At 72.2% G+C, this 21,149-nt stretch carries 19 protein-coding genes and 1 pseudogene; 14 read left to right on the top strand and 6 right to left on the bottom strand.

Annotated elements, in window-relative coordinates; genetic code table 11:
* Window positions 1-3 precede the first annotated feature (3 nt).
* The 5 genes from AB0E62_RS10405 to AB0E62_RS10385 all read left to right on the top strand — a co-directional run bounded on the left by AB0E62_RS10405 (window position 4) and on the right by AB0E62_RS10385 (window position 5,853).
* Window positions 4-1,011: a TauD/TfdA family dioxygenase gene (locus tag AB0E62_RS10405; RefSeq protein WP_362190738.1), complete on the top strand. Its 1,008-nt coding sequence runs from the start codon at window positions 4-6 to the stop codon at window positions 1,009-1,011.
* Between the two features lie 61 nt (window positions 1,012-1,072).
* On the top strand, window positions 1,073-1,507 hold the full coding sequence (locus tag AB0E62_RS10400; RefSeq protein WP_362190736.1) for a cupin domain-containing protein: 435 nt from the start codon (window positions 1,073-1,075) through the stop codon (window positions 1,505-1,507).
* On the top strand, window positions 1,504-2,694 hold the full coding sequence (locus AB0E62_RS10395; protein WP_362190734.1) for a pyruvate carboxyltransferase: 1,191 nt from the start codon (window positions 1,504-1,506) through the stop codon (window positions 2,692-2,694). The genes AB0E62_RS10400 and AB0E62_RS10395 overlap by 4 nt, the downstream gene beginning before the upstream one ends.
* Before the next feature lie 31 nt (window positions 2,695-2,725).
* A complete protein-coding gene (locus tag AB0E62_RS10390) occupies window positions 2,726-4,672 on the top strand; it encodes an FAD/NAD(P)-binding protein (protein WP_362190732.1) in 1,947 nt (648 codons plus the stop codon).
* Complete coding sequence (locus AB0E62_RS10385) at window positions 4,669-5,853, top strand: pyridoxal phosphate-dependent aminotransferase (protein WP_362190730.1); 1,185 nt, start codon at window positions 4,669-4,671, stop codon at window positions 5,851-5,853. Before AB0E62_RS10390 ends, AB0E62_RS10385 begins: the two co-directional genes overlap by 4 nt.
* A gap of 147 nt (window positions 5,854-6,000) precedes the next feature.
* On the opposite strand, the gene AB0E62_RS10380 is transcribed toward AB0E62_RS10385, so the two are convergent.
* Window positions 6,001-6,744 carry a response regulator transcription factor gene (locus AB0E62_RS10380; RefSeq protein WP_362190728.1) on the bottom strand — a complete coding sequence of 248 codons (744 nt, stop codon included), beginning with the start codon at window positions 6,742-6,744 and terminating at the stop codon, window positions 6,001-6,003.
* A gap of 203 nt (window positions 6,745-6,947) precedes the next feature.
* Window positions 6,948-8,798, bottom strand: a complete 1,851-nt coding sequence (asnB, locus tag AB0E62_RS10375) for an asparagine synthase (glutamine-hydrolyzing) (RefSeq protein ID WP_362190726.1) — start codon at window positions 8,796-8,798, stop codon at window positions 6,948-6,950.
* A gap of 297 nt (window positions 8,799-9,095) precedes the next feature.
* On the opposite strand from asnB, the gene AB0E62_RS10370 reads away from it, so the two are divergent.
* From AB0E62_RS10370 to AB0E62_RS10355, 4 genes are all read left to right on the top strand, one after another.
* The gene (locus AB0E62_RS10370) at window positions 9,096-9,782 is read left to right on the top strand and encodes a hypothetical protein (protein ID WP_362190724.1); all 687 of its coding nucleotides are present in this window, start codon (window positions 9,096-9,098) and stop codon (window positions 9,780-9,782) included.
* A 17-nt stretch (window positions 9,783-9,799) separates the two neighbouring features.
* Complete coding sequence (locus tag AB0E62_RS10365) at window positions 9,800-10,489, top strand: hypothetical protein (RefSeq protein ID WP_362190722.1); 690 nt, start codon at window positions 9,800-9,802, stop codon at window positions 10,487-10,489.
* Window positions 10,490-10,875: 386 nt separating this feature from the next.
* A complete protein-coding gene (locus tag AB0E62_RS10360; protein WP_362190720.1) occupies window positions 10,876-12,309 on the top strand; it encodes an endo-1,4-beta-xylanase in 1,434 nt (477 codons plus the stop codon).
* A gap of 101 nt (window positions 12,310-12,410) precedes the next feature.
* Complete coding sequence (locus AB0E62_RS10355) at window positions 12,411-13,727, top strand: RICIN domain-containing protein (RefSeq protein WP_362190776.1); 1,317 nt, start codon at window positions 12,411-12,413, stop codon at window positions 13,725-13,727.
* Window positions 13,728-13,856: 129 nt separating this feature from the next.
* On the opposite strand, the gene AB0E62_RS10350 is transcribed toward AB0E62_RS10355, so the two are convergent.
* The gene (locus tag AB0E62_RS10350) at window positions 13,857-14,279 is read right to left on the bottom strand and encodes a DUF3618 domain-containing protein (RefSeq protein ID WP_362190718.1); all 423 of its coding nucleotides are present in this window, start codon (window positions 14,277-14,279) and stop codon (window positions 13,857-13,859) included.
* Window positions 14,276-14,647: a phage holin family protein gene (locus AB0E62_RS10345; protein WP_362190774.1), complete on the bottom strand. Its 372-nt coding sequence runs from the start codon at window positions 14,645-14,647 to the stop codon at window positions 14,276-14,278. Before AB0E62_RS10345 ends, AB0E62_RS10350 begins: the two co-directional genes overlap by 4 nt.
* A gap of 232 nt (window positions 14,648-14,879) precedes the next feature.
* Here AB0E62_RS10345 and AB0E62_RS10340 point away from each other — a divergent pair, with 232 nt between their 5' ends.
* Window positions 14,880-15,065: a DUF397 domain-containing protein gene (locus AB0E62_RS10340; protein WP_362190716.1), complete on the top strand. Its 186-nt coding sequence runs from the start codon at window positions 14,880-14,882 to the stop codon at window positions 15,063-15,065.
* A gap of 48 nt (window positions 15,066-15,113) precedes the next feature.
* Here AB0E62_RS10340 and AB0E62_RS10335 read toward each other — a convergent pair whose 3' ends face one another.
* Window positions 15,114-15,983 carry a helix-turn-helix domain-containing protein gene (locus tag AB0E62_RS10335; RefSeq protein WP_362190714.1) on the bottom strand — a complete coding sequence of 290 codons (870 nt, stop codon included), beginning with the start codon at window positions 15,981-15,983 and terminating at the stop codon, window positions 15,114-15,116.
* A 463-nt stretch (window positions 15,984-16,446) separates the two neighbouring features.
* Here AB0E62_RS10335 and AB0E62_RS10330 point away from each other — a divergent pair, with 463 nt between their 5' ends.
* Window positions 16,447-18,264, top strand: a complete 1,818-nt coding sequence (locus AB0E62_RS10330) for a rhamnogalacturonan lyase (RefSeq protein WP_362190772.1) — start codon at window positions 16,447-16,449, stop codon at window positions 18,262-18,264.
* Between the two features lie 72 nt (window positions 18,265-18,336).
* Entirely contained in the window at window positions 18,337-18,483 is a 147-nt protein-coding gene (locus AB0E62_RS10325) for a hypothetical protein (protein ID WP_362190712.1), read from the top strand.
* Here the strand turns inward: AB0E62_RS10325 and AB0E62_RS10320 are convergent.
* Window positions 18,470-19,297, bottom strand: a pseudogene (locus tag AB0E62_RS10320) (lipase family protein). The gene AB0E62_RS10325 and the pseudogene AB0E62_RS10320 overlap by 14 nt on opposite strands.
* Before the next feature lie 202 nt (window positions 19,298-19,499).
* Here AB0E62_RS10320 and AB0E62_RS10315 point away from each other — a divergent pair.
* Both AB0E62_RS10315 and AB0E62_RS10310 read left to right on the top strand, forming a co-directional pair.
* A complete protein-coding gene (locus AB0E62_RS10315; RefSeq protein WP_362190710.1) occupies window positions 19,500-20,279 on the top strand; it encodes a DUF998 domain-containing protein in 780 nt (259 codons plus the stop codon).
* A 6-nt stretch (window positions 20,280-20,285) separates the two neighbouring features.
* On the top strand, window positions 20,286-21,110 hold the full coding sequence (locus AB0E62_RS10310) for a hypothetical protein (protein WP_362190708.1): 825 nt from the start codon (window positions 20,286-20,288) through the stop codon (window positions 21,108-21,110).
* Window positions 21,111-21,149: the final 39 nt, after the last annotated feature.

The raw sequence follows: 21,149 nt of genomic DNA, 5'->3' as shown, positions 1-21,149 counted from the left end.
CCCATGCAACCCTTCCACGTCGTCCCGGACGCCGACCGGGACGCCCTGCGCGAACTGCTCGGCGCCGCCAAGGGAAGCCCCTACGAGGACTACCCGGCCTTCTCCCGCTCGGTCACCGACATGATCGAACGCGGCGATGTCCCGGCCTCCTTCACGGCGGTGGCCCGGGCCGTCGCCGAGGAACGCGCCGCCGGCGTCTCCGACACGCACGTCCTGCGCAACTGCCCCCTCGACGCGGAGATCCCCGTCCTCGGGCACGCCGACCCGCAGGCCGACAAGCGGGCGCGCAAGCACACGTTCGTCGCCGAGGCGTTCCTGGAACTCTTCGCCCAGCTCACCGGGACGCCCCTGCTGTCCTACGCCACCCGCTTCAACGGCGACTTCTTCACCGACGTCTTCTCCATCGACCGCTACCGCGGCAAGCAGACCGGCTACAGCGACGGGGAGCTGGCCTACCACAACGACCGCACCGCCCACCCCGTACGGGCCGACTACATCAGCCTGCTGGGCATGCGCTGCCCCGCCGAGGAGCTGACGTACACGGCGCTCGTCGAGGGCCGCACCCTGCGCGCCGGACTCACCCCCGGGCAGCGGCGGGTGCTCGGCGAACCCCACTTCGTCACCCCGTTCGACATCGTTTCGCGGGACAACAACAGCGGCCTGACGGTCTCGGAACCCCACCCGATCCTGGAGGGCGAGGCCGGCATTCGCTACCTCGACACCCACACCACGGCCGCCCCCGGCGCGCCCGCCGAGGCCCTGCACGCGCTGCTCGCCCTGAAGGACGCGCTCGTCCGCGCGGAGAAGAAGCGGCACCGCGTCCTCGAGGGCGACCTGCTGGTCTTCGCCAACCAGAACGGCCTGCACAGCCGGGAGAAGATCGAGGTCGTCGACCCCGAACGGTCCCGCTCGCGCTGGCTGCTGAAGACCTACGCGTTCCGGGACCGCGCCGCGGCCGACCGGCACGCCCACCGCTGGGCCGACGGGGTCGTGGGCCGTGTCGGCGACTGACCCGGCCGCCCCGCACGCGGCACCGCGGGCAGCGGGCACCGTACCGTCCGAAGGGGACACCATGACCGCCGAACCGGCCGCCGAACTCCTGCCCGCGCTCTTCGCCGGCCTGCCCGGCACGTCCTTCACCCGGCGTGCGCTGGACTTCCGGCCCGTGCTCGCCGGGGGCCGCGCGGGCGCCGAGATGCACGCCCTCTACACCACCGACGACACCGGCCCGGGCGGACCGGCCGCGGCCGTCATGCGCTACCTGCCCGGAGCGGTGGCCCCGGCCCACCGGCATCCCGGCTACGAGCTGATCTACGTGCTCAGCGGAGAACTGGAGACCGACGACGGCGTCTACCCGGCCAACTCGCTGCTGGTGATGCCACCGAACAGCGTCCACGCGCCGCGCAGCCCGCGCGGAGCGGTGGGACTGGTGGTGTGGGAGCGCCCGGTGGAACCCGTCGGCCGACCCGTACCGGACCGTCCCGCCACACCAGAGGAGGAAGCATGACCGAGCAGCCGCGAACCCGCCGCGTCTCCGTCTTCGACACGACGCTGCGCGACGGCGAACAGGCCCCGGGCAACGCGATGACGCCCGAGCAGAAGCTGGAACTCGCCCTGGACCTGGCCGGGTTGGGGGTCGACTGCGTGGAGGCCGGTTTCCCCGCCTCCTCGCCCAGCGACTTCGAGGCGACCCGGCTGATCGCCCGGAACCTCACCGGCACCCGGTTCGCCACGTTCTCCCGGACCACCCGCAGGGACGTCCAGGCCGCCGTCGAGGCAGGCGGCACCGAGAACCACGAACTGCAGATGTCGGCCACCGGCAGCCGCGTCCACCTGGTGCACAAGCGGGGCATCAGCCGGGAGACCGCCATCTGGGAGGTCGCCGACACGGTGGCCTTCGCCCGGTCCCTCGGCGTGCGGCACATCTCCGTCGGCATCGAGGACGCCACCCGCGGCGACGACGACCTGGTCCGCGCCCTGACCGAGACCGCGGTGCAGGCCGGGGCGAGCTGCATCGTCCTGGCGGACACCACGGGCTGCCACACCCCGCAGGAGTTCGGCGACCTCGTCCGCAAGGTGCGCGCCTGGGCCCCGCCGCCGGTCCGGGTCTCCACCCACTGCCACGACGACTTCGGCCTGTCCCTGGCGAACGCGCTGGCCGGGCTGCAGGCCGGGGCCGACGAGGTCCAGGTGACGCTCGGCGGCATCGGCGAACGCGCGGGCAACACCCCGCTGGAGGAACTGGCCGCCCTGCTCGCCTACAAGGGGGAGCTGCTCGGCATGCACACCGACATCCGACTGGACGCGATGTACGCGGTGTACGGCCGGCTGCGCGAGATGATCGGCCTGGCGGAGCCGCGCAACAAGCCGCTGTTCGGCAAGTACGTCTTCGGCACCGCCGCCGGCATCCACCAGCAGGGCATCCTCAGCGATCCCAGCACCTACGAGTTCGTCGAGCCGGCCCGGTTCGGCCGGGAGCGCTCGCTGCTCATCGGGCGGCACTCGGGACGTACCGTCCTGCGGCACCTGGTGGCCGGACTCGGCGTGACGGTGACCGAGGACGAACTCGAGGAGCTGTACCGGGTCCACGTCAGCGAGCGGCTCGACGGCGACTGCGAGGACCTGGCCGTGGTGCGCGAGCGGGTCGCCCGGGACCTGGAGCGCCGCCGTGCGCCCGTACCGGCCGGACGATGAGGCACGGCCACCGGGCAGGGGTGAGCACCGGATGACGGTCCGCCGGATCGCGGTGGTGGGCTGCGGCCCGCGCGGCCTGGAGGTCGTGGAACGCCTCGCGGCCCGCCTGAGCGCGGACCCGCGCCGGACCGCCACCGAGCTGTACCTGATCGACGCCGTGGAGGTCGGCCCCGGCCGGATCTACCGTACGGACCAGCCCGACTGGTTCCTGATGAACACCGTCGCGGGCGAGCTGTGCGCCTTCTCCGGGCCCCCGGACCAGGGCCCGCCCCGGGCCGGTGCCGGACCGTCCTTCCTGGAGTGGTGGCAGACGGTGGACCCCTCCTGCCCCGGCCCCGACGACTACGCGCCCCGCGCCCGCTACGGCGGCTACCTGCGCTACGTCCTCGACTGCGTGCAGGCCGGGCTGCCGCCGGAGGTGACCGTGCACCGGGTGCGGGCCCGCGTCGACGACCTGGCGCCGGCCGGCCCCGGCTACCGGCTCGCCCTCGCCGACGGCACCCGCCTGACGGCCGACCGGGTGGTGCTCACCACCGGGCACTCCGTGCACGCCCCGGCCGGCCGGGACCTGCGGCTGGCCGCGTTCGCGGCGGACCGCCCCGCCCTGCGCCATCTGGCCGGGGACTCGGCGGCCGACCTGCCGCTGGCCGCCGTCGAACCGGGCTCGCCGGTCGGGATCATCGGCCTGGGACTGTCGTTCTACGACGTGCTGGCCGCGCTGACCGAGGGCCGGGGCGGGCGGTTCGTACCGGCGGGCGGCGACCGGCTGCGCTATCTGCCGAGCGGTGCCGAGCCGCTGATCGCGGCCGGCTCGCGCAGCGGGGTGCCGCTGCCCGCCCGCGGACGGAACCAGAAGCCGCGCAACCTGGTGCGGGCCCCGCTGCTGTTCACCGCGGAACGGGTGCGGGGCACGGCGGCCGGCCCGCTCGACTTCCGCCGGGACGTGCTGCCCTGGCTGCTCGCGGAGATGGACGTCGTCTACTACGGCACCGCCCTCGCCGCCCGCCACGGCCCCCGGGCGCGCGACCGCTTCGTCGCCGAGGTCGTCGGCGCCGCGGACGGCACCGCACCCGACGTGCCCCGGATCGCCGCCGGGCACCGGGCCGGCGACCTGCCGCGACTCGACCTGGACGCGCTGGCCAGGCCGTTCACCGGCCGGCGGTTCGCCTCCCCGGCGCAGTACGAGGCCGCGCTGCGCGCCTGGCTGCGGGAGGACCTCCGGGAGGCGTCGGCCGGCAACGTGGACTCCCCGCTGAAGGCCGCGCTCGACGTGCTGCGCGACTGCCGTTCGGTGATCCGCGCCCTGGTCGACTTCTCCGGGCTCACCCCCCGCTCGCACCGCGACGACTTCCTCGGCTGGTACGTGCCACGGGCCGGGTTCCTGTCCGCCGGACCGCCGGCCGCGCGGGTCCGGCAGGCGCTCGCGCTGATGGAGTGCGGCGTGCTCCGCGTCGTCGGACCGGGCACGGAGTTCCGGGGCGACGAGGCGACGGGACGTTTCGTCCTGGAGTCGGCCGCGGTGGCCGGCTCCAGGGTCGAGGCCGACACCCTCGTGGACGCCCGGATCCCCGTCCCGGACCTGCGGACCGACCGCAGCCCGCTCACCCGCGCGCTGCGCGCCCGAGGACTGTGGACGAGCTACGTCAACGGCGCCGGGGACGACCGGTTCGACACGGGCGGGGTGGCCGTCGGCCACAGCCCGTACCACCCCGTCGGACGCGACGGGTCACCCGACCGGGGGCTCTACGTGCTAGGCATCCCCACCGAGCACACCCGCTGGTTCATGCAGGGCGCCAGCGGGCGCCCGGGAGCGTGGAGCTACCTCATGCGGGACGCCGACGGGATCGCGGCGGACCTGCTCGCCACCCCCGCCGGAACACCGGCCCCCGCCGGCCGTCCGCGCACCCGGCGCCCCGTCGCCCGCAGGCGGGCGGCCCGTCCCGCCCCTCTCCCACCGGCCCGGAGGCACACGTCATGAGTCCGCGCGTCGCACAGCGCTTCTCGCACATCGAGCGATCGGCCACCTTCTCCCTGCGGGAGACCGTCCAGCGGCTGCGCGCGGACGGCGTACGGGTGGTGGACCTGGGCGGCGGTGAGCCCGACTTCGACACACCGCCGCACATCAGCGCCGCGGCGGCTCGTGCCCTGAGCGAGGGACGCACGCACTACACGCCCAGCCAGGGGCTGCCCGAACTGCTGCGGGCCGTCGCGGCGAAGCTGGCCCGCGACAACGGCGTCACCGTCGACCCGGCCGAGGGGGTCGTGGTGACCCCCTCGGCCAAGCACGCGCTGTTCGTGGCCCTGATGACGGTGCTCGACCCGGGCGACGAGGTGATCGTGCCCACCCCGGCCTGGGTGAGCTACCCGGCCATGGCGAGCCTGGCCGGCGCCCGTGCCGTGCCGGCCGCGCTGCGCGGCGAGGACGGCTTCCGCCTCACCCGGGACCTGCTGGAGTCCTGTGTCTCGGCACGCACCCGCGCCGTGCTGGTCAACACCCCGGGGAACCCCACGGGCCGCGTCCTCACCCGGCAGGAGGCCGAGGACGTCCGGGCGTTCGCCGAGCAGCACGACCTGGTGGTGATCAGCGACGAGATCTACGAGAAGATCACCTTCGACGGCCGCGCGCCGGTCAGCGTGGCCGCGCTCCCCGGAGCCGCCGGGCGCACCCTCACGGTGAACGGCTTCTCCAAGGGGTACGCCATGACCGGCTGGCGGCTCGGCTATCTCGCCGGCCCCGCACCGCTCATCAGCCAGGCGCTGAAGGTCCAGGAGCACACGGTGAGCTGCGCGTCCTCCTTCGCGCAGTACGGCGCGCTGGCCGCGCTCACCGGCCCGCAGGACGCGGTGCGCGCCATGACCGGCGAGTACCAGCGGCGCCGGGACGCGGTCGTGTCCGGGCTGAACGCCCTGCCGGGAGTGCGGTGCCCGCGGCCCGAGGGCGCCTTCTACGCCTTCGCCGACATCCGGGAGACCGGCCTGTCGTCGGCCGGGTTCAGCCGGTGGCTGCTCACGGAGGCCGGGGTGGCCCTCGCACCCGGCACGGCCTTCGGCGCGGCGGGGGAGGGACACGTCCGGCTGTCCTTCGCCGCGCCGGCCGCGCTCCTGGAGGAGGCCGTGGAGCGCATGGCCGCGGCACTGCCGCGGCTGCGCCGCCGCTGAGCCGCCGGGGCGAGAGGCCGGGGCGCGGTTCCTCCGCCCGCTCCGCGCCCTTCCCGCCCCGGGCGCCGCCCCCTGAGCGCGCTGCCTGGAGCACGCCCGCTCAGGGGGTACACGCCTCGGCCCGGCACCGCTGCCGCGGGCCGCCGGTCAGCTGGCCCGGGCGAGCCGGACCTCGTCGTCGGGCACGCCCCCGTCGTACAGCGCGGCTTGTTGCATTATGAGCACCGCCTCGACCCGGTTGCGCGCGCCCAGCTTGGTCAGGGCGTGCGAGACATGGCTCTTGATGGTGGCCGACGACACCCCGAGCCGGGCGGCCGCCTCCGCGGTGGACACGCCTTCGGCGAGCACCCGCAGCACGTCACGTTCCCGCCGGGTGAGCAGCGCCAGCAGCCGGCCGGGCTCCCGCGCGCTCCCACCGGCCGCGGCCGGTGCCCCGGGTGCGGTCCTGCGCGGCGTGTAGACCTCGTGCAGGTGCGCGCAGATCACCGTGTGCCCGGCCGCGACGGCGTGGGCGGCACTGCCCAGCCCGTTCAGGCGGGCGTCCTTGACCAGGCAGCCGCCGGCCCCGGCGGCCAGCGCCCCGGTGAGCCGGCCACGGCTCCACTCGGTGCCCATCAGCAGCACCCGGACCCGGCGGCCGTGCAGGGCGCGGACGGCGGGCACGGGATCCTCGTGCGGGCCGACGGCGAGCACCACGACGTCGACCCGGTCGAGGGGCCACCGGCTCGTCGGCTGCCGGGCGTCCACCGCCCCCACGACACTGAGGCCGCGGGTGGCGCGCAGCACCCCGCCGAGGACGTGCCGGGAGATCGGGTCGTGGTCGGCGACGAGGACCCGCACCTCCTCGGCGACGGCCCCTGGCGCGGCTGCGGCGATGTCCCATCCGTTCATGATTCCCCCCAAGGAACGCGGCGATACGGCCGTCCGACCCCCATAAGATACTGGAGGACCGGTTTTTTTTGACAGCGGTCACCGAGAAGTCGGGTCGGGAATCGCGCCCCTGCCGCCCAGGAGCAGGTCAGAGAGGCGTCGGGGACGCACCACTCGGGTGGACGGTCTCACCGCCCACCCCGAGAACAGACCGGACGGTTTCTCTACACGTCCACGGTGACGCCGTACGAGTCCAGCCAGGCGTTGACGGCCAGCGGCACCTCCAGGTCGATCCTGGTCGCCTGGGTGGAGCCGTTCCCGACGGGCCGCTCCAGCCGCTGCCGCACCCGGCCCAGGTCGAGCAGCGGCAGTACGGGCGCGGTGCCGCCGGCGAGCAGCTCGGCCAGCGAGTCGCGCAGGATCTTCTCGTACCCCGCGTCCTGGGTGCTCGGATACGGCGCCTTCACCCGCTCCACGATGCTGCGCGGCAGCACGTCCCGGGTGGCCGCGCGCAGCAGACTCTTCTCCCGCCCGTCGAACGTCTTCATCGCCCACGGGGTGTTGAAGACGTACTCCACCAGCCGGTGGTCGCAGAACGGCACCCGCACCTCCAGGCCCACCGCCATGCTCGTGCGGTCCTTGCGGTCCAGCAGCGTGTTGACGAAGCGGGTGAGATGGAGGTGGCCGAGCTGGCGCATCCGCTTCTCCAGGTCCTCCTCCCCGGGCAGCACGGGCACCTCGGCGAGCGCGTCGTGGTAGGCCGCGCGCCGGTACCCGGGCAGGTCGAGCCGGTCCAGCAGGCCGCCGTCGAACAGGTGCGTGCCGAGGAACAGCGCGGCGGGCCCGGCGGTGAGCCACGGGAAGGTCTCCGCGGCGACCACCTCCGGGTTGTGGAACCAGTTGTACCCGCCGAAGAGTTCGTCGGCGGACTCACCGGACAGCGCCACCGTCGACTGCTCCCGGATCGCGCGGAACAGCAGGTACATCGACGGCCACAGGTCGCCGTACCAGACCGGCGGCAGGTCCAGCGCCCGCAGCACCGCCTCGCGCACCGTGGGGGAGGTCAGCTCGTCGCTGTCCAGCAGGATCTCGTGATGGTCGGCCGCCACCAGATCGGCGAGGTCGCGGACGAAGGGCGCGTCGGGGGTGCCGCGGAACGGGTCCGGCACGAAGTTCTCCGCGGCGCCGTGGAAGTCGACCGAGAAGGTGCGCACGGCGCCGCCGCCCTGCGCCCGGACGGCCCGCGCCGCCAGCGACGTCACCGCCGACGAGTCGAGCCCCCCGGAGAGCAGGCTGCACAGCGGGACGTCCGAGACGAGCTGGCGGGAGACGATGTCCTCCAGCAACTCCCGTACGGTGCGCACCGTCTCCTCCAGGGAGTCGGTGTGCTCCCTGGCCTCCAGCGCCCAGTACCGGTGCTCGGCCAGACCCGTGCGCCGCACCCGGACGACGTGCCCCGGCCGCACCTCGCGCATGCCGTCGAACAGGGCGTGCCCCGGGGTCTTGACCATCTCCAGCAGCTCCCGCATCCCGTCGGCGGTCACCCGGCGCGGGACGTCCGGGTGGGCCAGGATCGCCTTCGGCTCGGAGCCGAACAGCACCCCGTGCGGCGTGGGACGGTAGTAGAGCGGCTTGACGCCCATGCGGTCGCGGACGAGCAGCAGTTCCTCGCGCCGGACGTCCCAGATGCCGAAGGCGTACATGCCGTTGAGCCGGTCGGTGAGCCCCTCGCCCCACTCCAGATAGCCGCGCAGCACCACCTCGGTGTCGCTCTGGGTGCGGAAGTGGTGTCCGCGGGTGCGCAACTCCGCGCGCAGCTCACGGTAGTTGTAGACCTCTCCGCTGAAGGTCAGGACCGCCAGCGGCTGCCCGTCGCCTTCCGCGATCATCGGCTGCCGGCCGCCCGCCGGATCGATGACCGACAGCCGCCGGTGCCCCAGGGCGGCGTGCCGGCCCAGCCAGACGCCCTCCTCGTCGGGTCCGCGGAGGCTCATCGTCCGTGTCATCGCCTGCGCGGTCGCCCGCTCCAGCCGGAGATCACGCTCGAAATCCACCCAACCCGCTATGCCGCACATGGTGACTCCCCTTCCTGTCCGTCCCCCGCAGCCTCCCCGCGGACGACCGCCGGGGCATCGCCACTTCGGGTGAGCGCGCGCACGGCGCCTCCTCCGACGCGGGGGAACGCTCCACCGAAGACGGAAGGCAGCCCCTGGAACGCGCGCCCTCGGGATGGCGTCCGTCGGCACCGAAGAGATCAACTACCGCCATTCCAAGGGCGAACGGTGATACAAGAGACGGGTGATCGGTCCGGTGCCGCACGTCGGCGGGATGCGGGCGGAGGCGGCCGGGGAGGGCGCCGAGACGACGTGAGGATGCGGACAGTGATCAATCGTAGGTCGGTGCGCGGGGGGTTCCTCTCCGCGGCCATGACCGGCTCGCTGTTTCTCGGGGTCACCGGTTGCGGAGGGGACGGAGATGACGACCATCTCCCGGAGGACTACAAGGTCGTCGCGGGGACGCGGCTCTGCGGGGGTCATGCCGTGTCCGCCGACGCGGCCCGGGCGCTGAAGGTGATCACGGGGTCGTCGCGGTTCGAGGCGTCGGGGGAGGAGTACTCCGTCGCTCAGGCCGCGACGGAGATCGCCGAGGCATTCCCGGCCCCCACTCTGACCAAGGACCTCTGCCGTGTCTACATGCCCATAGGCACGCCGGATTTCGTACTGAGGATCACCTGGGGCCTGGAAGAGGGCGCCCCGACGGGTGCCCCGGACCCGGATTTCACCGTGCTGAAGATGGGGGAGCGGGCCGTGGCGGGGGTGGACAACGCCTACGTCTTTTTCGCGTGCCGGAGCCCCAGGCTGAACGAGTTGGCGGGACCGGCCCACCTTTTCGTCAACGTGCGGCACTGGGGCATGCCGAAGCCGCCCGAGGGCGATGTCAGGGCGCTGAAGAACGCCTATGCGACCGTGGCCCATTCCTTCTCGCTGGCCATGGCGAAGGAGCTGCGCTGCGAGAAGAACGGCGGGCTCCCGGCGAAGCCCGTACTGGATCCCGCGTAGCCGCCGGGGACGTGAGGATGCGGACAGTGATCAGTCGTGGGTCGGTGCGCGGGGGACTCCTTGCCGTGGCCGTGGCCGGCTCGTTGCTTCTCGGGGCCACGGGGTGCGGGGAGGACGGGGACAGAGACGGTGTTCCGAAGGACTACAAGGTCGTCGGGGGGACACAGCTCTGCGGCGGCAACGCCATGTCCGCCGACGCGGCCAAGGCACTGAAGGTGATCACGGGGTCGTCGCGGTTCGAGGCGTCGTCGAAGGAGTACACGGTCGCCCAGGCCGCGGCGGATTTTGCCGAGGCGTTTTGGGACCCCAAGGTGTATCGCGGGGACGCCTGCCGTGTTTACCTGCCCATCGGCGCGCCGCATTTCCAGCTCAGAATCACCTGGAGACGGGTTGACGGCGCCCCGACGGGCACCCCCGCCCCGAAGTTCACCGTGCTGGAGATGGGCGAGGAGACCCTGGCGGCGGCGGACATGGCGTACGTCCAATTCGCCTGCCGAACCGACAAGTTGGCCGACCCGCTGGGTCCCGCCCATATCGTCGTCGGCGTAGAGCGCTGGGGCATGCCGAAGCCGCCCGAGGGCGACGTCAGGGCGCTGAAGAACGCCTATGCGACCGTGGCCCATTCCTTCTCGCTGGCCATGGCCAAGGAGCTGCGCTGCGAGAAGAACGGCCGGCTCCCGGCGAAGCCCGTACTGGATCCCGCGTAGCCGTGACCGCGAAAGTCCGGTCGCACGAAGTCACTTCGGCAGCCTCCCTCTGGGGCGGGGTCAATTCGAAAGTTTCGCAATGTTCCCGGACGCCAGGCGCCACACGTTAGGAATGTGCGGCTGACCGGTCAAGGCCTGCCGCCGAGCTGTCTGCGGCGACGACCCGATCCGAAATGTTTCGGAAATGTAGTCGAAATTTCTTCCGTGGGAAGTATTGACGATCCACCGTCAACACCTCAATCATCCGTGTCTGAGTAACCGGCCTCAGTTCGAGATGCCGAACCGCGAGATGCCGAACCGTGCCGCCCTGGGCCCTCCATGCGGCACCCGAGCACCTGCCACGGCACTTCAAGTCCTTCCCCGATTCCCACCCTGGAGGCACAGTGATGGGCTCGTACGCCCTTCCCGGATCCGTTGTCCGCAGAAAGATCCGCGGCCCGCTGCTTGCGCTGGTCGTCGGCGCCCTCGGCGCGGCCGGCGCACTGGCCGCGCCGTCGACGGCACACGCCGCCGAGAGCACGCTCGGCGCCGCGGCGGCGCAGAGCGGCCGCTACTTCGGCACCGCCATCGCCTCGGGCAGGCTGGGCGACTCGGCGTACACGTCGATCGCGAACCGTGAGTTCAACATGGTGACGCCCGAGAACGAGATGAAGATCGACGCCACCGAACCGCAGCGGGGCCAGTTCAACTTCACCGCCGGCGACCGCGTCTACAACTGGGCCGTGCAGAACGGCAAGCGGGTGCGCGGCCACACCCTGGCCTGGCACTCCCAGCAGCCCGGCTGGATGCAGAGCCTCAGCGGCAGCACACTGCGCCAGGCGATGATCGACCACATCAACGGCGTGATGGCCCACTACAAGGGCAAGATCGCCCAGTGGGACGTCGTGAACGAGGCGTTCGCCGACGACGGTTCGGGCGGCCGGCGCGACTCCAACCTGCAGCGCACCGGCAACGACTGGATCGAGGTCGCCTTCCGCACCGCGCGTGCCGCGGACCCGTCCGCCAAGCTCTGCTACAACGACTACAACATCGAGAACTGGACCTGGGCCAAGACCCAGGGCGTGTACAACATGGTCCGCGACTTCAAGCAGCGGGGCGTGCCGATCGACTGCGTCGGCTTCCAGTCCCACTTCAACAGCGGCAGCCCGTACAACAGCAACTTCCGCACCACGCTGCAGAGCTTCGCCGCCCTCGGCGTCGACGTGGCCATCACCGAGCTCGACATCCAGGGTGCCTCGTCCTCGACCTACGCCGCCGTGACCAACGACTGCCTGGCCGTCTCGCGCTGCCTCGGCATCACGGTCTGGGGCGTGCGCGACAGCGACTCCTGGCGATCGAGTGACACCCCGCTGCTGTTCAACAACGACGGCAGCAAGAAGCCCGCCTACACCGCCGTCCTCAACGCGCTCAACGGCGGCTCCACCACCCCGCCTCCCACGACTGGCGGACAGATCAAGGGCGTCGGTTCCGGCCGCTGCCTGGACGTGCCGAGCGCCTCCACCACCGACGGCACCCAGCTCCAGCTGTGGGACTGCAACAGCGCGACCAACCAGCAGTGGACGTCCACCGACTCCGGCGAGCTCAGGGTCTACGGTGACAAGTGCCTGGACGCCGCCGGCACCGGCAACGGCGCCAAGGTCCAGATCTACACCTGCTGGGGCGGCGACAACCAGAAGTGGCGCCTCAACTCCGACGGATCCATCGTCGGCGTCCAGTCCGGCCTCTGCCTCGACGCCGTCGGGGCCGGCACCGCCAACGGCACCCAGATCCAGCTCTACTCCTGCTCGGGTGGCAGCAACCAGCGCTGGACCCGTTCCTGAGGTGAACCTGCCGCAAGCGAAAGGGTGAACCGATGAAGACCTACGGTGCGGTCTCCCCCGCCCCGCCACGAAGGCGTCGCTGGTGGTCCCGGGTCGCCTCCGTGGTGGCGGCGACCCTCGCGGCCGGCCTGCTCGCCGCGGTGAATCCGGCGCCCGCCGGGGCGGCGACGGTGGACACCCAGGCGGTGGACACCCAGGCGTGGTACGTCCTGGTCAATCGCAACAGCGGCAAGGCGCTGGACGTCTCCGGCGCCTCCACCGCCGACGGCGCGCGGATCAGCCAGTGGACGCGTCACGACGGAGCCAACCAGCAGTGGCAGTTCGTGGACTCCGGCGACGGCTACTACCGCATCAAGTCCCGGAATTCGGGCAAGGTGCTCGACGTGGCCGGCGCCTCGACCGCGGACGGTGCCGCGATCCAGCAGTGGACCGACAACAACGCGGCCAACCAGCAGTTCCGCCTGGCCGACTCCGACGCGGGGCACGTCCGGCTGATCAACCGCGCCAGCGGCAAGGCGGTGGAGGTGCAGGGTGCCTCCACCGCCGACGGCGGCAACGTCGTCCAGTACAGCGACTGGGGCGGCGCCAACCAGCAGTGGCAGCTGGTCAAACTGTCGTCCGGCGGCAACGGCGGATGCGGCAGCGCCCCGGCTCTGACGAGCGGCACGTACACGATGCAGAGCGGCGGCAAGAGCCGCAGCTTCATCCTCCGGGTCCCCGCCAACTACGACAACACTCACCCCTACCGGCTGATCTTCGCGTTCCACTGGCGGGGCGGAACCGCCGCCGACGTCGCCTCGGGCGGCACGAGCGGGAGCGCCTGGTCGTACTACGGCCAGCAGGAGCAGTCGAACAACAGCGCGATCCTCGTCGCCCCTCAGGGTCTCGGCAACGGCTGGGCCAACACGGGCGGTGAGGACATCACGTTCGTCGACGACATGATCCGGCGCATCGAGGGCGGCCTCTGTGTCAACCCGGCACAGCTTTTCGCCACGGGATTCAGCTGGGGCGGCGGCATGAGCTACGCCCTCGCGTGCAGCCGGGCGAACGTCTTCAGGGCCGTCGCGGTCATGTCCGGCGCCGAGATCAGCGGGTGCGCCGGCGGCACCCAGCCCATCGCCTACTTCGGCATCCACGGCATCAGCGACTCCGTCCTCAACATCGCGCAAGGCCGGTCCCTGCGCGACCGGTTCGTCAGCAACAACGGCTGCACTCCCCAGAGCCCGCGCGAGCCCGCGCCGGGCAGCCGCACGCACATCACCACCGCCTACGCGGGCTGCCGCGCCGGATACCCGGTCCAATGGGCCGCGTTCGACGGAGACCACATCCCCGGTCCGGTCGACGGCTCCTCCGCCGAGAGCGGGGTCACCACCTGGACCAAAGCAGAGATCTGGAGGTTCTTCGCACAGTTCCAGTGACCCGCCCGCACCACGGAGTGGAGCCAGGACCATCCCGGCTCCACTCCAGCGGCACACCGCCAGGCTGACGTCCCGCACCGTCGTCGGACGGCCGGGTTTGGCACTACCGCTACGACCCGCTCGCCGCCGCTACCTCTTGCGGCGCCAGGCCAGCAGCAGTACGACCGCCGCGCCGCCGGCGAGCAGCAGGGCGCGGTTGTTGCTCCGGGCCCAGCGCGCGCCCTGCGCGGTGGTCTGCAGGACCGGGTCGGGCAGCCTGTCCTGCGCCTGGTGGGCGAGGCCACCCGCCTTGTCCTTGAGCTGTACGGCCTTCACCGCGGCCTGTTCCTTGACCTCGGCGGCCTTGGACGCGGCCTGTTCCTTGACCTGTACGGCCTTGGTGGCGGCCTGTTCCCTGACCTCGGTGGCCTTCTCCTGGGCGCGGGCCTTGACGTCGGTCTTCGCCGCGAGCGCCTCGACCGTCTCACCCAGCTCGTGCCGGGTCCGCTCGACCTGCTCGCGCAGTTCCTGGGGGCTGGAGGCGGTGGGTTCGTCGTGGGGCGGCTGGGTCATCGGTGCGCACTCTCCTTGATCTCGGCCACATCGGCCTTCACGTTCTGAATGGTCTGCTCCGGAGCGGGCGGCGAGGCCTCGGCGACCTGCTTCTTGCCGGTCAGCGCCAGCACCGCCGCGATCACGCCCAGCACGGCGGTGACGATCAGGGCGGCGGCCCACACCGGCAGCGCTACGGCGACAGCGGCGATCACGGTGGCGACCAGGGCCTGGAGCATCAGGAACCCGACCAGCCCGGCGCCGCCGAACAGCCCGCCGCCCTTGCCGTAGTGCTTGCCCTTCTCCTTCATCTCCGCCTGCGCCAGACGCAGCTCGCCCCGCACCAGCTCGGTCAGCTGCTGCGAGGCCCGCTGGACCAGCTCGCCCACCGGTTCCGATCCGTGCGCCTGAGGGCTTGCCTCGTAGCGGGGCTGCGTACGGGACACGGCGATCACCTTCCAGACGTGCCGGTACTTTCGTTCGTGAGAGCGCGGGTACCCAGGTCCGCGCGTTTCACGGTCCCGTCGTCCGCGGCCTTCCGGGAAGACCGATCTCGGCCCACACCGTCTTGCCGCTCGGCGGGTACGGTTCCGTGTCGTCGGAGCGACTCCGAGGGGAACTATGAGCACGTCGGAACTCGCCTGGTCCAAGTCCGGCTACAGCGGCAGCCAGGGCGATAGCTGGGTTGAAGTCGCCGTTACCGGGCAGGCCGTGCGCGTGCGCGACTCCAAGGACGTCACGCGCCCGGACTTCGCCGTCGGCCGGGACGGCTGGGCGCGGTTCGCGCGGTACGCGGCCGGAGGCTGACGCGCGGGGGAGGCGTGCCGTTCACGCCGGTACGCTTCCTCCCCCCGCTCACCGTTCCGGCGGAGCCGCGGAGCGGTCGGTGGTGGCGGTCCAGGAGGCGAGGAGGCGCAGGGCGTCGTGTGAGGGCGTGCCGGGTTCGGCGGTCCAGACGACGAGCTGCTGCTCGGGGTCGCCCGCCACGGACAGGGCGTCCCAGTCGAGAGTGAGTTCTCCCGCGACCGGGTGACGCAGCACCTTGTTGCCCCTGGTGCGGCTCGCGACGCGGTGGTCGCCCCACCAGCGACGGAAGTCGTCATCCGCGATGGAGAGCTCGCCCACGAGGCGCGCCATGTGCTGATCGTGCGGGTCGCGGCCGGCTTCCCTGCGGAGCATGGCCACGCAGGCGCGCGCCATGTCTTCCCAGTGCACATGGATTTTCCGCATGGCCGGATCGGAAAAGAGCAGCCATGCGTAATTACGGTACTTCTCCGGAATTCTCGAGAAGTCGGTGAGCAGCGCGGCGGCCATCGGGTTCCAGGCGAGAATGTCCATGCGGCGGCCCAGAACGAGGGCCGGGCTGGTGGTGAGTTCGTCGAGCACGCGCCGCAGCTGCGGGCGCACGGCCTGTGCCGCCTGGCGGCGGGGCTGTGCGGCGGTCTTCCCGGCCACCTCCAGCAGGTACGCGCGCTCCTCGTCGTTGAGGTGCAGGACCCGGGCGAGGGCGTCCAGGACCGTGGCGGATGCCTGCCTGCGCCCCTGTTCCAGACGGGTGTAGTAGTCCGTGCTGATGGACGCGAGCAGCGCCACCTCCTCGCGGCGCAGGCCCCTCACCCGCCGCTTGGCGCCGGTGTCGGGCAGTCCGACCGTGCGCGGGCTGAGCTCGGCCCGGCGGGCCTTGAGGAATTCCCCCAGCTCGTTGGGGTGCGCATCGGCGTCCATGGACACGATTCTCTCAGAAACCGCAGCCGAGAGGGTGGGCCAAAGCTGTCCCTGGGTGAGCCCTGACCGGGGAGGAAAGAGGCCCGTTGTGCGGATGCGAGCGGCGTGTGAATCCGCATGATCGCCGGTACCCGAGCTGTTCCTGATCGAGGGTGCGACGCACGCGGACCTCTACGACAAGGACGAGGCCGTCACCCCGCGCAGTCGCCAACCTCGTCTCCTGTCCACCAGGAGACACAAGAAAGGCACGGATCCGAACAAGGCCGAACACGAACTCTGTCGGAATCCTTGACCCCGGATCAGGGCGTCCCTAGTCTCACACGCCGTGGGAGCGTTCCCAATCCTCGCGTGAGCGCACTGCCGGCCGCGCCCCCATCCCTCGGAGGTCATCGTGACCGACACACACCCGCTCGCCCGCCCCCCGCAGCGGTCCCGGGGCACGCGCCACCGGCTCACCGTCGGCCTGACCGCCGCCGCGCTGGCCGCCACCGCGCTCGCCGGACTGCCGGGGACCGCGCACGCGGCGACCGCCCGGCAGGTGGAACGCCTCGACCGGGGCCTGACCAGCGTCCACACCAGCAGTGGCAACCTGGTGTCCTGGCGCTGGCTCGCCACCGACCCGAACGACGTGGCGTTCAACGTCTACCGCGGCAGCACCAGACTCAACTCCGCGCCGCTGACCGCCTCCACGAACTACTTCGACTCCGGCGCCCCCGACTCCGCCGACTACACGGTGCGCGCGGTGGTGGGCGGCACCGAACAGCCCGCCTCGGAGCACGCCCTCCAGTTCCGGCCCGGCTATCTCGACGTACCGGTCTCCCCGCCGGCCGGCGGCACCACCCCGGACGGAGTGGCTTACACCTACGAGGCCAACGACGCGAGCACCGGCGACCTGGACGGTGACGGCCGGCTCGACCTGGTCCTGAAGTGGCAGCCGACCAACGCCAAGGACAACTCCCAGTCCGGCTACACCGGGAACACCTACGTCGACGGCATACGGCTGGACGGCACCCGCCTGTGGCGCGTCGACCTGGGCCGCAACATCCGCTCCGGCGCGCACTACACCCAGTTCCAGGTGTACGACTACGACGGCGACGGCAAGGCCGAGGTGGCGATGAAGACCGCCGACGGCACCCGGGACGGCACCGGCGCGGTCATCGGTGACGTCTCCGCCGACCACCGCAACTCCAGCGGCTACATCCTGTCCGGGCCCGAGTACCTGACCATGTTCAACGGGCAGACCGGCAAGGCGATGCAGACCGTCGACTACGTCCCCGCCCGCGGCACGGTCTCCTCCTGGGGCGACTCCTACGGCAACCGCGTCGACCGCTTCCTCGCCGGCACCGCGTACCTGGACGGCGCCCGGCCCTCCCTGATCATGGCGCGCGGCTACTACACCCGTACCGTCATCGCCGCCTGGGACTGGCGCGGCGGCCAGTTCACCCGCCGCTGGACCTTCGACACCAACTCCTCCACCAACTCCGGCAAGGGGTACGACGGTCAGGGCAACCACGCGCTGTCCGTCGCCGACGTGGACGCCGACGGCAAGGACGAGATCGTGTACGGCGCGATGGCCGTGGACGACAACGGCGCCGGCCTGTGGACCACCCGCATGGGCCACGGCGACGCGGCCCACCTCGGCGACCTCGACCCCGCCCGGCCGGGCCTGGAGTACTTCAAGGTCGACGAGGAGTCGGGCAAGCCGGGCTCCTGGATGGCCGACGCGCGCACCGGGCAGATCCTGTGGCAGACGGCCTCCGGCTCCGACAACGGCCGCGGTGTCGCCGGTGACATCTACGCCGGCAGCCCGGGCGCCGAGGCGTGGTCGGCCTCCGACACCACCCTGCGCTCCGCCACCGGCGCCTCCCTCGGCCGCGAGCCGGCCGGCGTCAACTTCCTGTCCTGGTGGGACGGCGACACCGTCCGCGAACTCCTCGACGGCACCCACATCGACAAGTACGGCCCCTCCGGCGACACCCGTCTGCTCACCGGCTCCGGAGTCGCCTCCAACAACGGGACCAAGGCCACGCCCGCGCTGTCCGGGGACCTCCTCGGCGACTGGCGCGAGGAGGTCGTGTGGCGCACCGCCGACAACCGCGCCCTGCGCATCTACTCGACGCCGTACCAGACCACCACCAGGATCACCACGCTCCTCCACGACCCCCAGTACCGCACGGCCCTGGCCTGGCAGAACACGGCGTACAACCAGCCTCCGCACCCCAGCTTCTTCCTGGGCGCCGACATGCCGACCGCACCGCGCCCCACGGTCTACACGCCCTGAGCGACGGCGGCCGGCAGCTGCTGGAGCAACGGGCAATGGGCAACGGGCAACGGGCAGCGAAAGGGCATCGTGATGACGCTGCACATCGACAGCATTCGCCCCGACCACGGCCGGGGAGGCGAGCGATGGGTCAGTCTCAGCGGTGAGCTCGGCGGCGCCACCGAGAACCTGTGGGGCGACACCGAGCTGAGCAACACCGTGCAGTTCACTTACACGTGAGGTTCTTCTCCAGCGCGGCGAGATAGCTGTGCGTGAAGTGGTCGCGGACACCGTCGGAGGCGGGCGCCAGCGGGTCCGCGGTCAGTCCCGCCGCATGGTCGAACAGCCCGCCGATCACCGGCATCTCGTCACGGACCATGCCGTGGGAGTCGATGCAGCGCAGCGCGTCGACGTGGGAGTACGGGGGTGCGGGCGGCATCCGGGGGACAATGTCGTTGTTGTTTCGCGAACCGGAACATCCGGCCCTTGCAACCCTTGTTGCAGGCCCTGGCCAGGGCGGTGTCGCAGGCGCGCGGCTGGCCGTAGGTGTAGACACCGTCGGCGGCCAGGCGCGGGTCCTTCAGGTGCATCCGGGCGCCGGCGAGCATCGCGAGCGCCCCGCCCAGGCTGTGCCCGGTGAACCAGACGGTCTGGCCGTCGGTGCGCAGTTCGGCGTGGGTGTTCTTCACGTCCGGCCAGATCGACTCCAGCGCCTCGCCGAAGCCGTCGTGGACGTGCCCGGTGCCCCCGGCCCGCGCCGGGGCGGGGTCGTGGCGTCGGACAGCCAGTCCTTGATCTGCCGCGGTTCGGTGCCGCGGAACGCGGTGACGATCATGCGGTCGCCAGCCATGGTGCAGGCCTGGGTGTCCTGGAGCGGGAACGGCGGGGTGAAGCGCGTCTCGTGGTGCCGCACGGTGTCGAACCCCCACTGCCTCGCCTGCGCCTCGATGGTGGCCTCGTCCTTGTACGCGAGGTCCGAAGCCAGCGCGAGCCGGTAGGCACGTTCGAGGCTGTAGCCGGTCGAACTCTGATCGATCTCCACCGGAACAGGCACAGCGATGTCCTCCTCGCTCCAGGCCCGGGTGCGTAGGCCGCCCCCTTCGTCATATGCCTCCGCCGCCGTGCGGCGCACACCGGTCTCCACCCGTACGGCCCAGCGCGTTCGCCGCCTCCGTCCGGCCGCCCCGGCGGGACATCGAGGCCGCGTCCGGCGTGCCTCCGCCGTGCCGGTGACGGCCCGTACGAAGGTGGGCCGTGTGATCCGCTTGCGCCAGGGCCGACGGCTGGCCGGCATCCCGCTGGCGCTGACCGCCGTGCTGTACAACGCGTGGATCAGCGCACCGCTCCTGGTGGCGGGGGCGGACCCGCTGCACACCTACGTCAGCGACCTCTCCGCCGGGGCCCACCCCCACAGTCTCCTCTTCCGTACGGCCGACCTGATGGCCGGCGCCTGCGCGGTCGCGGCCGCCGTCCTGGCTCTCGGGGGCCGGACGGCGCGGCTGTCGTGGGCGAGGGCGGGGTGGTGGGCTCTCGGCCTGTTCGGCGCGGCCACGGCGGTGGAATTCCGGTTTCCGCTGAGCTGCCCGCTCGTGGCCGACCGCGCGTGTTTCGACCGCGAGGTCGCCGGGCTGGCACCGGCCGCCCATACGGTGCACACGGTCACCAGTGCCGTGGCCACCGCCGCCGCGCTGGCCGCGATGACCGCCCTGACCATCGCCGCCCGCCGGTACGGCTGGTGGCCCGCCCTCGCCCGTCACGGCCGCGTTCTCGTGGTCGCCCAGTGGGCCGTCAACGTCTGGCTGATGGTGGCGGTCGCCGCCTTCATGACGCGGCACGTCAACCTGTGGGTGGGAGGGGCCGAACGCCTCCAGGAACTCCTGCTGGCCTGCTGGGCGCTGCTCCTCGCGGCGGGAGTGGTCCGCTCCGGAGCGGCGCCCCTCGCCGTCTCGCGGCCTCCGGCGCCGAGGCCGTCTGCGGGAGGCGAGCCGGCGAGTCACGGTGTGGCCCGCGTTCCGGCGCGGCGGCCGTCCGAATAGCGCGCCGTGTTCCTCGGTCTCCTCTTCGCGCTCGCCGCCACCGTCGGCTTCGGTCTGGCGTCGGTCTTCCAGGCGCGCGCGGCGCGTGCGCCGTCGCGCACGGAGGCGGAGGGGCTGCGGCTCGCGGTCCGGCTGGTGCGCTCGTGGCAGTTCGTCCTCGGCGCGGGCCTGGACGTGGTGGGGTTCGCGCTGAGCGTCGTGGCCCTGCGCCGCCTTCCGCTGTTCGTCGTGCAGGCGGTGACCAACGCCAGCCTCGCCGTCACCGCCCTCGCGGCCGTCGGGCTGCTCGGGATCCGCCTGCGGACCAGGGACACCGTCGCCGTCACCACCGTGGTCGCCGGCCTCGTGCTGCTCGCCGCCGGCTCGGGCCGTGAAGGCGCCACCTCCGCGAGTCCCTCCTTCCGCCTGGCCCTGGCCGTCGCGCCCCTGGTGGCCCTGGGGCTCACCTCGTGGGCTGCCCGCTTCCACGGCCGGGGAGCGGCAGCATCCCTGGGCGTGCTGTCCGGCGTCGGCTTCGGTGTCACGAGCCTTGCCGTACGCGTGATGGACATCTCCAGCGTCGCAGGCGTCCTCACCGACGGGGCGACGTACGCGCTGATCATCGGCGGGCTGGGCGGATACCTCAGCTACGCCCTCGCGATGCGACGCGGCTCCGTCACCGCGGCCACCGCCGCCGGCACCCTGATGGAGATCGCCGGTCCCGGCCTGGTCGGCATCCTCCTTCTCGACGACCGCGCACGCCCCGGCTACGGCTGGCTGGCCCTGACGGGCCTCGTCCTCGCGGCAGCCGGCACCCTCGCCCTCTCCCGCTTCGGGGAAGTCCGTACCTGACCCCGACGCGTCCCGGCCCGCGCCGACGGCACGGGCCGG

Origin of the sequence: Streptomyces sp. NPDC038707 (assembly GCF_040636485.1) — a bacterium.
In the GTDB taxonomy this organism is placed as follows: domain Bacteria; phylum Actinomycetota; class Actinomycetes; order Streptomycetales; family Streptomycetaceae; genus Streptomyces.
The sequence above is the reverse complement of the archived record's forward strand: the minus strand, read 5'-3'. Positions and strand labels throughout refer to the sequence as shown.

Bases quoted from the DNA above. Each gene is read 5' to 3' on its own strand.
- AB0E62_RS10400 (WP_362190736.1), top strand. From the start codon at position 1,073: ATGACCGCCGAACCGGCCGCCGAACTCCTGCCCGCGCTCTTCGCCGGC.
- AB0E62_RS10325 (WP_362190712.1), top strand. From the start codon at position 18,337: ATGACGCTGCACATCGACAGCATTCGCCCCGACCACGGCCGGGGAGGC.
- AB0E62_RS10390 (WP_362190732.1), top strand. From the start codon at position 2,726: ATGACGGTCCGCCGGATCGCGGTGGTGGGCTGCGGCCCGCGCGGCCTG.
- AB0E62_RS10365 (WP_362190722.1), top strand. From the start codon at position 9,800: ATGCGGACAGTGATCAGTCGTGGGTCGGTGCGCGGGGGACTCCTTGCC.
- AB0E62_RS10340 (WP_362190716.1), top strand. From the start codon at position 14,880: ATGAGCACGTCGGAACTCGCCTGGTCCAAGTCCGGCTACAGCGGCAGC.
- asnB (WP_362190726.1), bottom strand. From the start codon at position 8,798: ATGTGCGGCATAGCGGGTTGGGTGGATTTCGAGCGTGATCTCCGGCTG.
- AB0E62_RS10395 (WP_362190734.1), top strand. From the start codon at position 1,504: ATGACCGAGCAGCCGCGAACCCGCCGCGTCTCCGTCTTCGACACGACG.
- AB0E62_RS10380 (WP_362190728.1), bottom strand. From the start codon at position 6,744: ATGAACGGATGGGACATCGCCGCAGCCGCGCCAGGGGCCGTCGCCGAG.
- AB0E62_RS10405 (WP_362190738.1), top strand. From the start codon at position 4: ATGCAACCCTTCCACGTCGTCCCGGACGCCGACCGGGACGCCCTGCGC.
- AB0E62_RS10370 (WP_362190724.1), top strand. From the start codon at position 9,096: ATGCGGACAGTGATCAATCGTAGGTCGGTGCGCGGGGGGTTCCTCTCC.
- AB0E62_RS10350 (WP_362190718.1), bottom strand. From the start codon at position 14,279: ATGACCCAGCCGCCCCACGACGAACCCACCGCCTCCAGCCCCCAGGAA.
- AB0E62_RS10335 (WP_362190714.1), bottom strand. From the start codon at position 15,983: ATGGACGCCGATGCGCACCCCAACGAGCTGGGGGAATTCCTCAAGGCC.
- AB0E62_RS10360 (WP_362190720.1), top strand. From the start codon at position 10,876: ATGGGCTCGTACGCCCTTCCCGGATCCGTTGTCCGCAGAAAGATCCGC.
- AB0E62_RS10385 (WP_362190730.1), top strand. From the start codon at position 4,669: ATGAGTCCGCGCGTCGCACAGCGCTTCTCGCACATCGAGCGATCGGCC.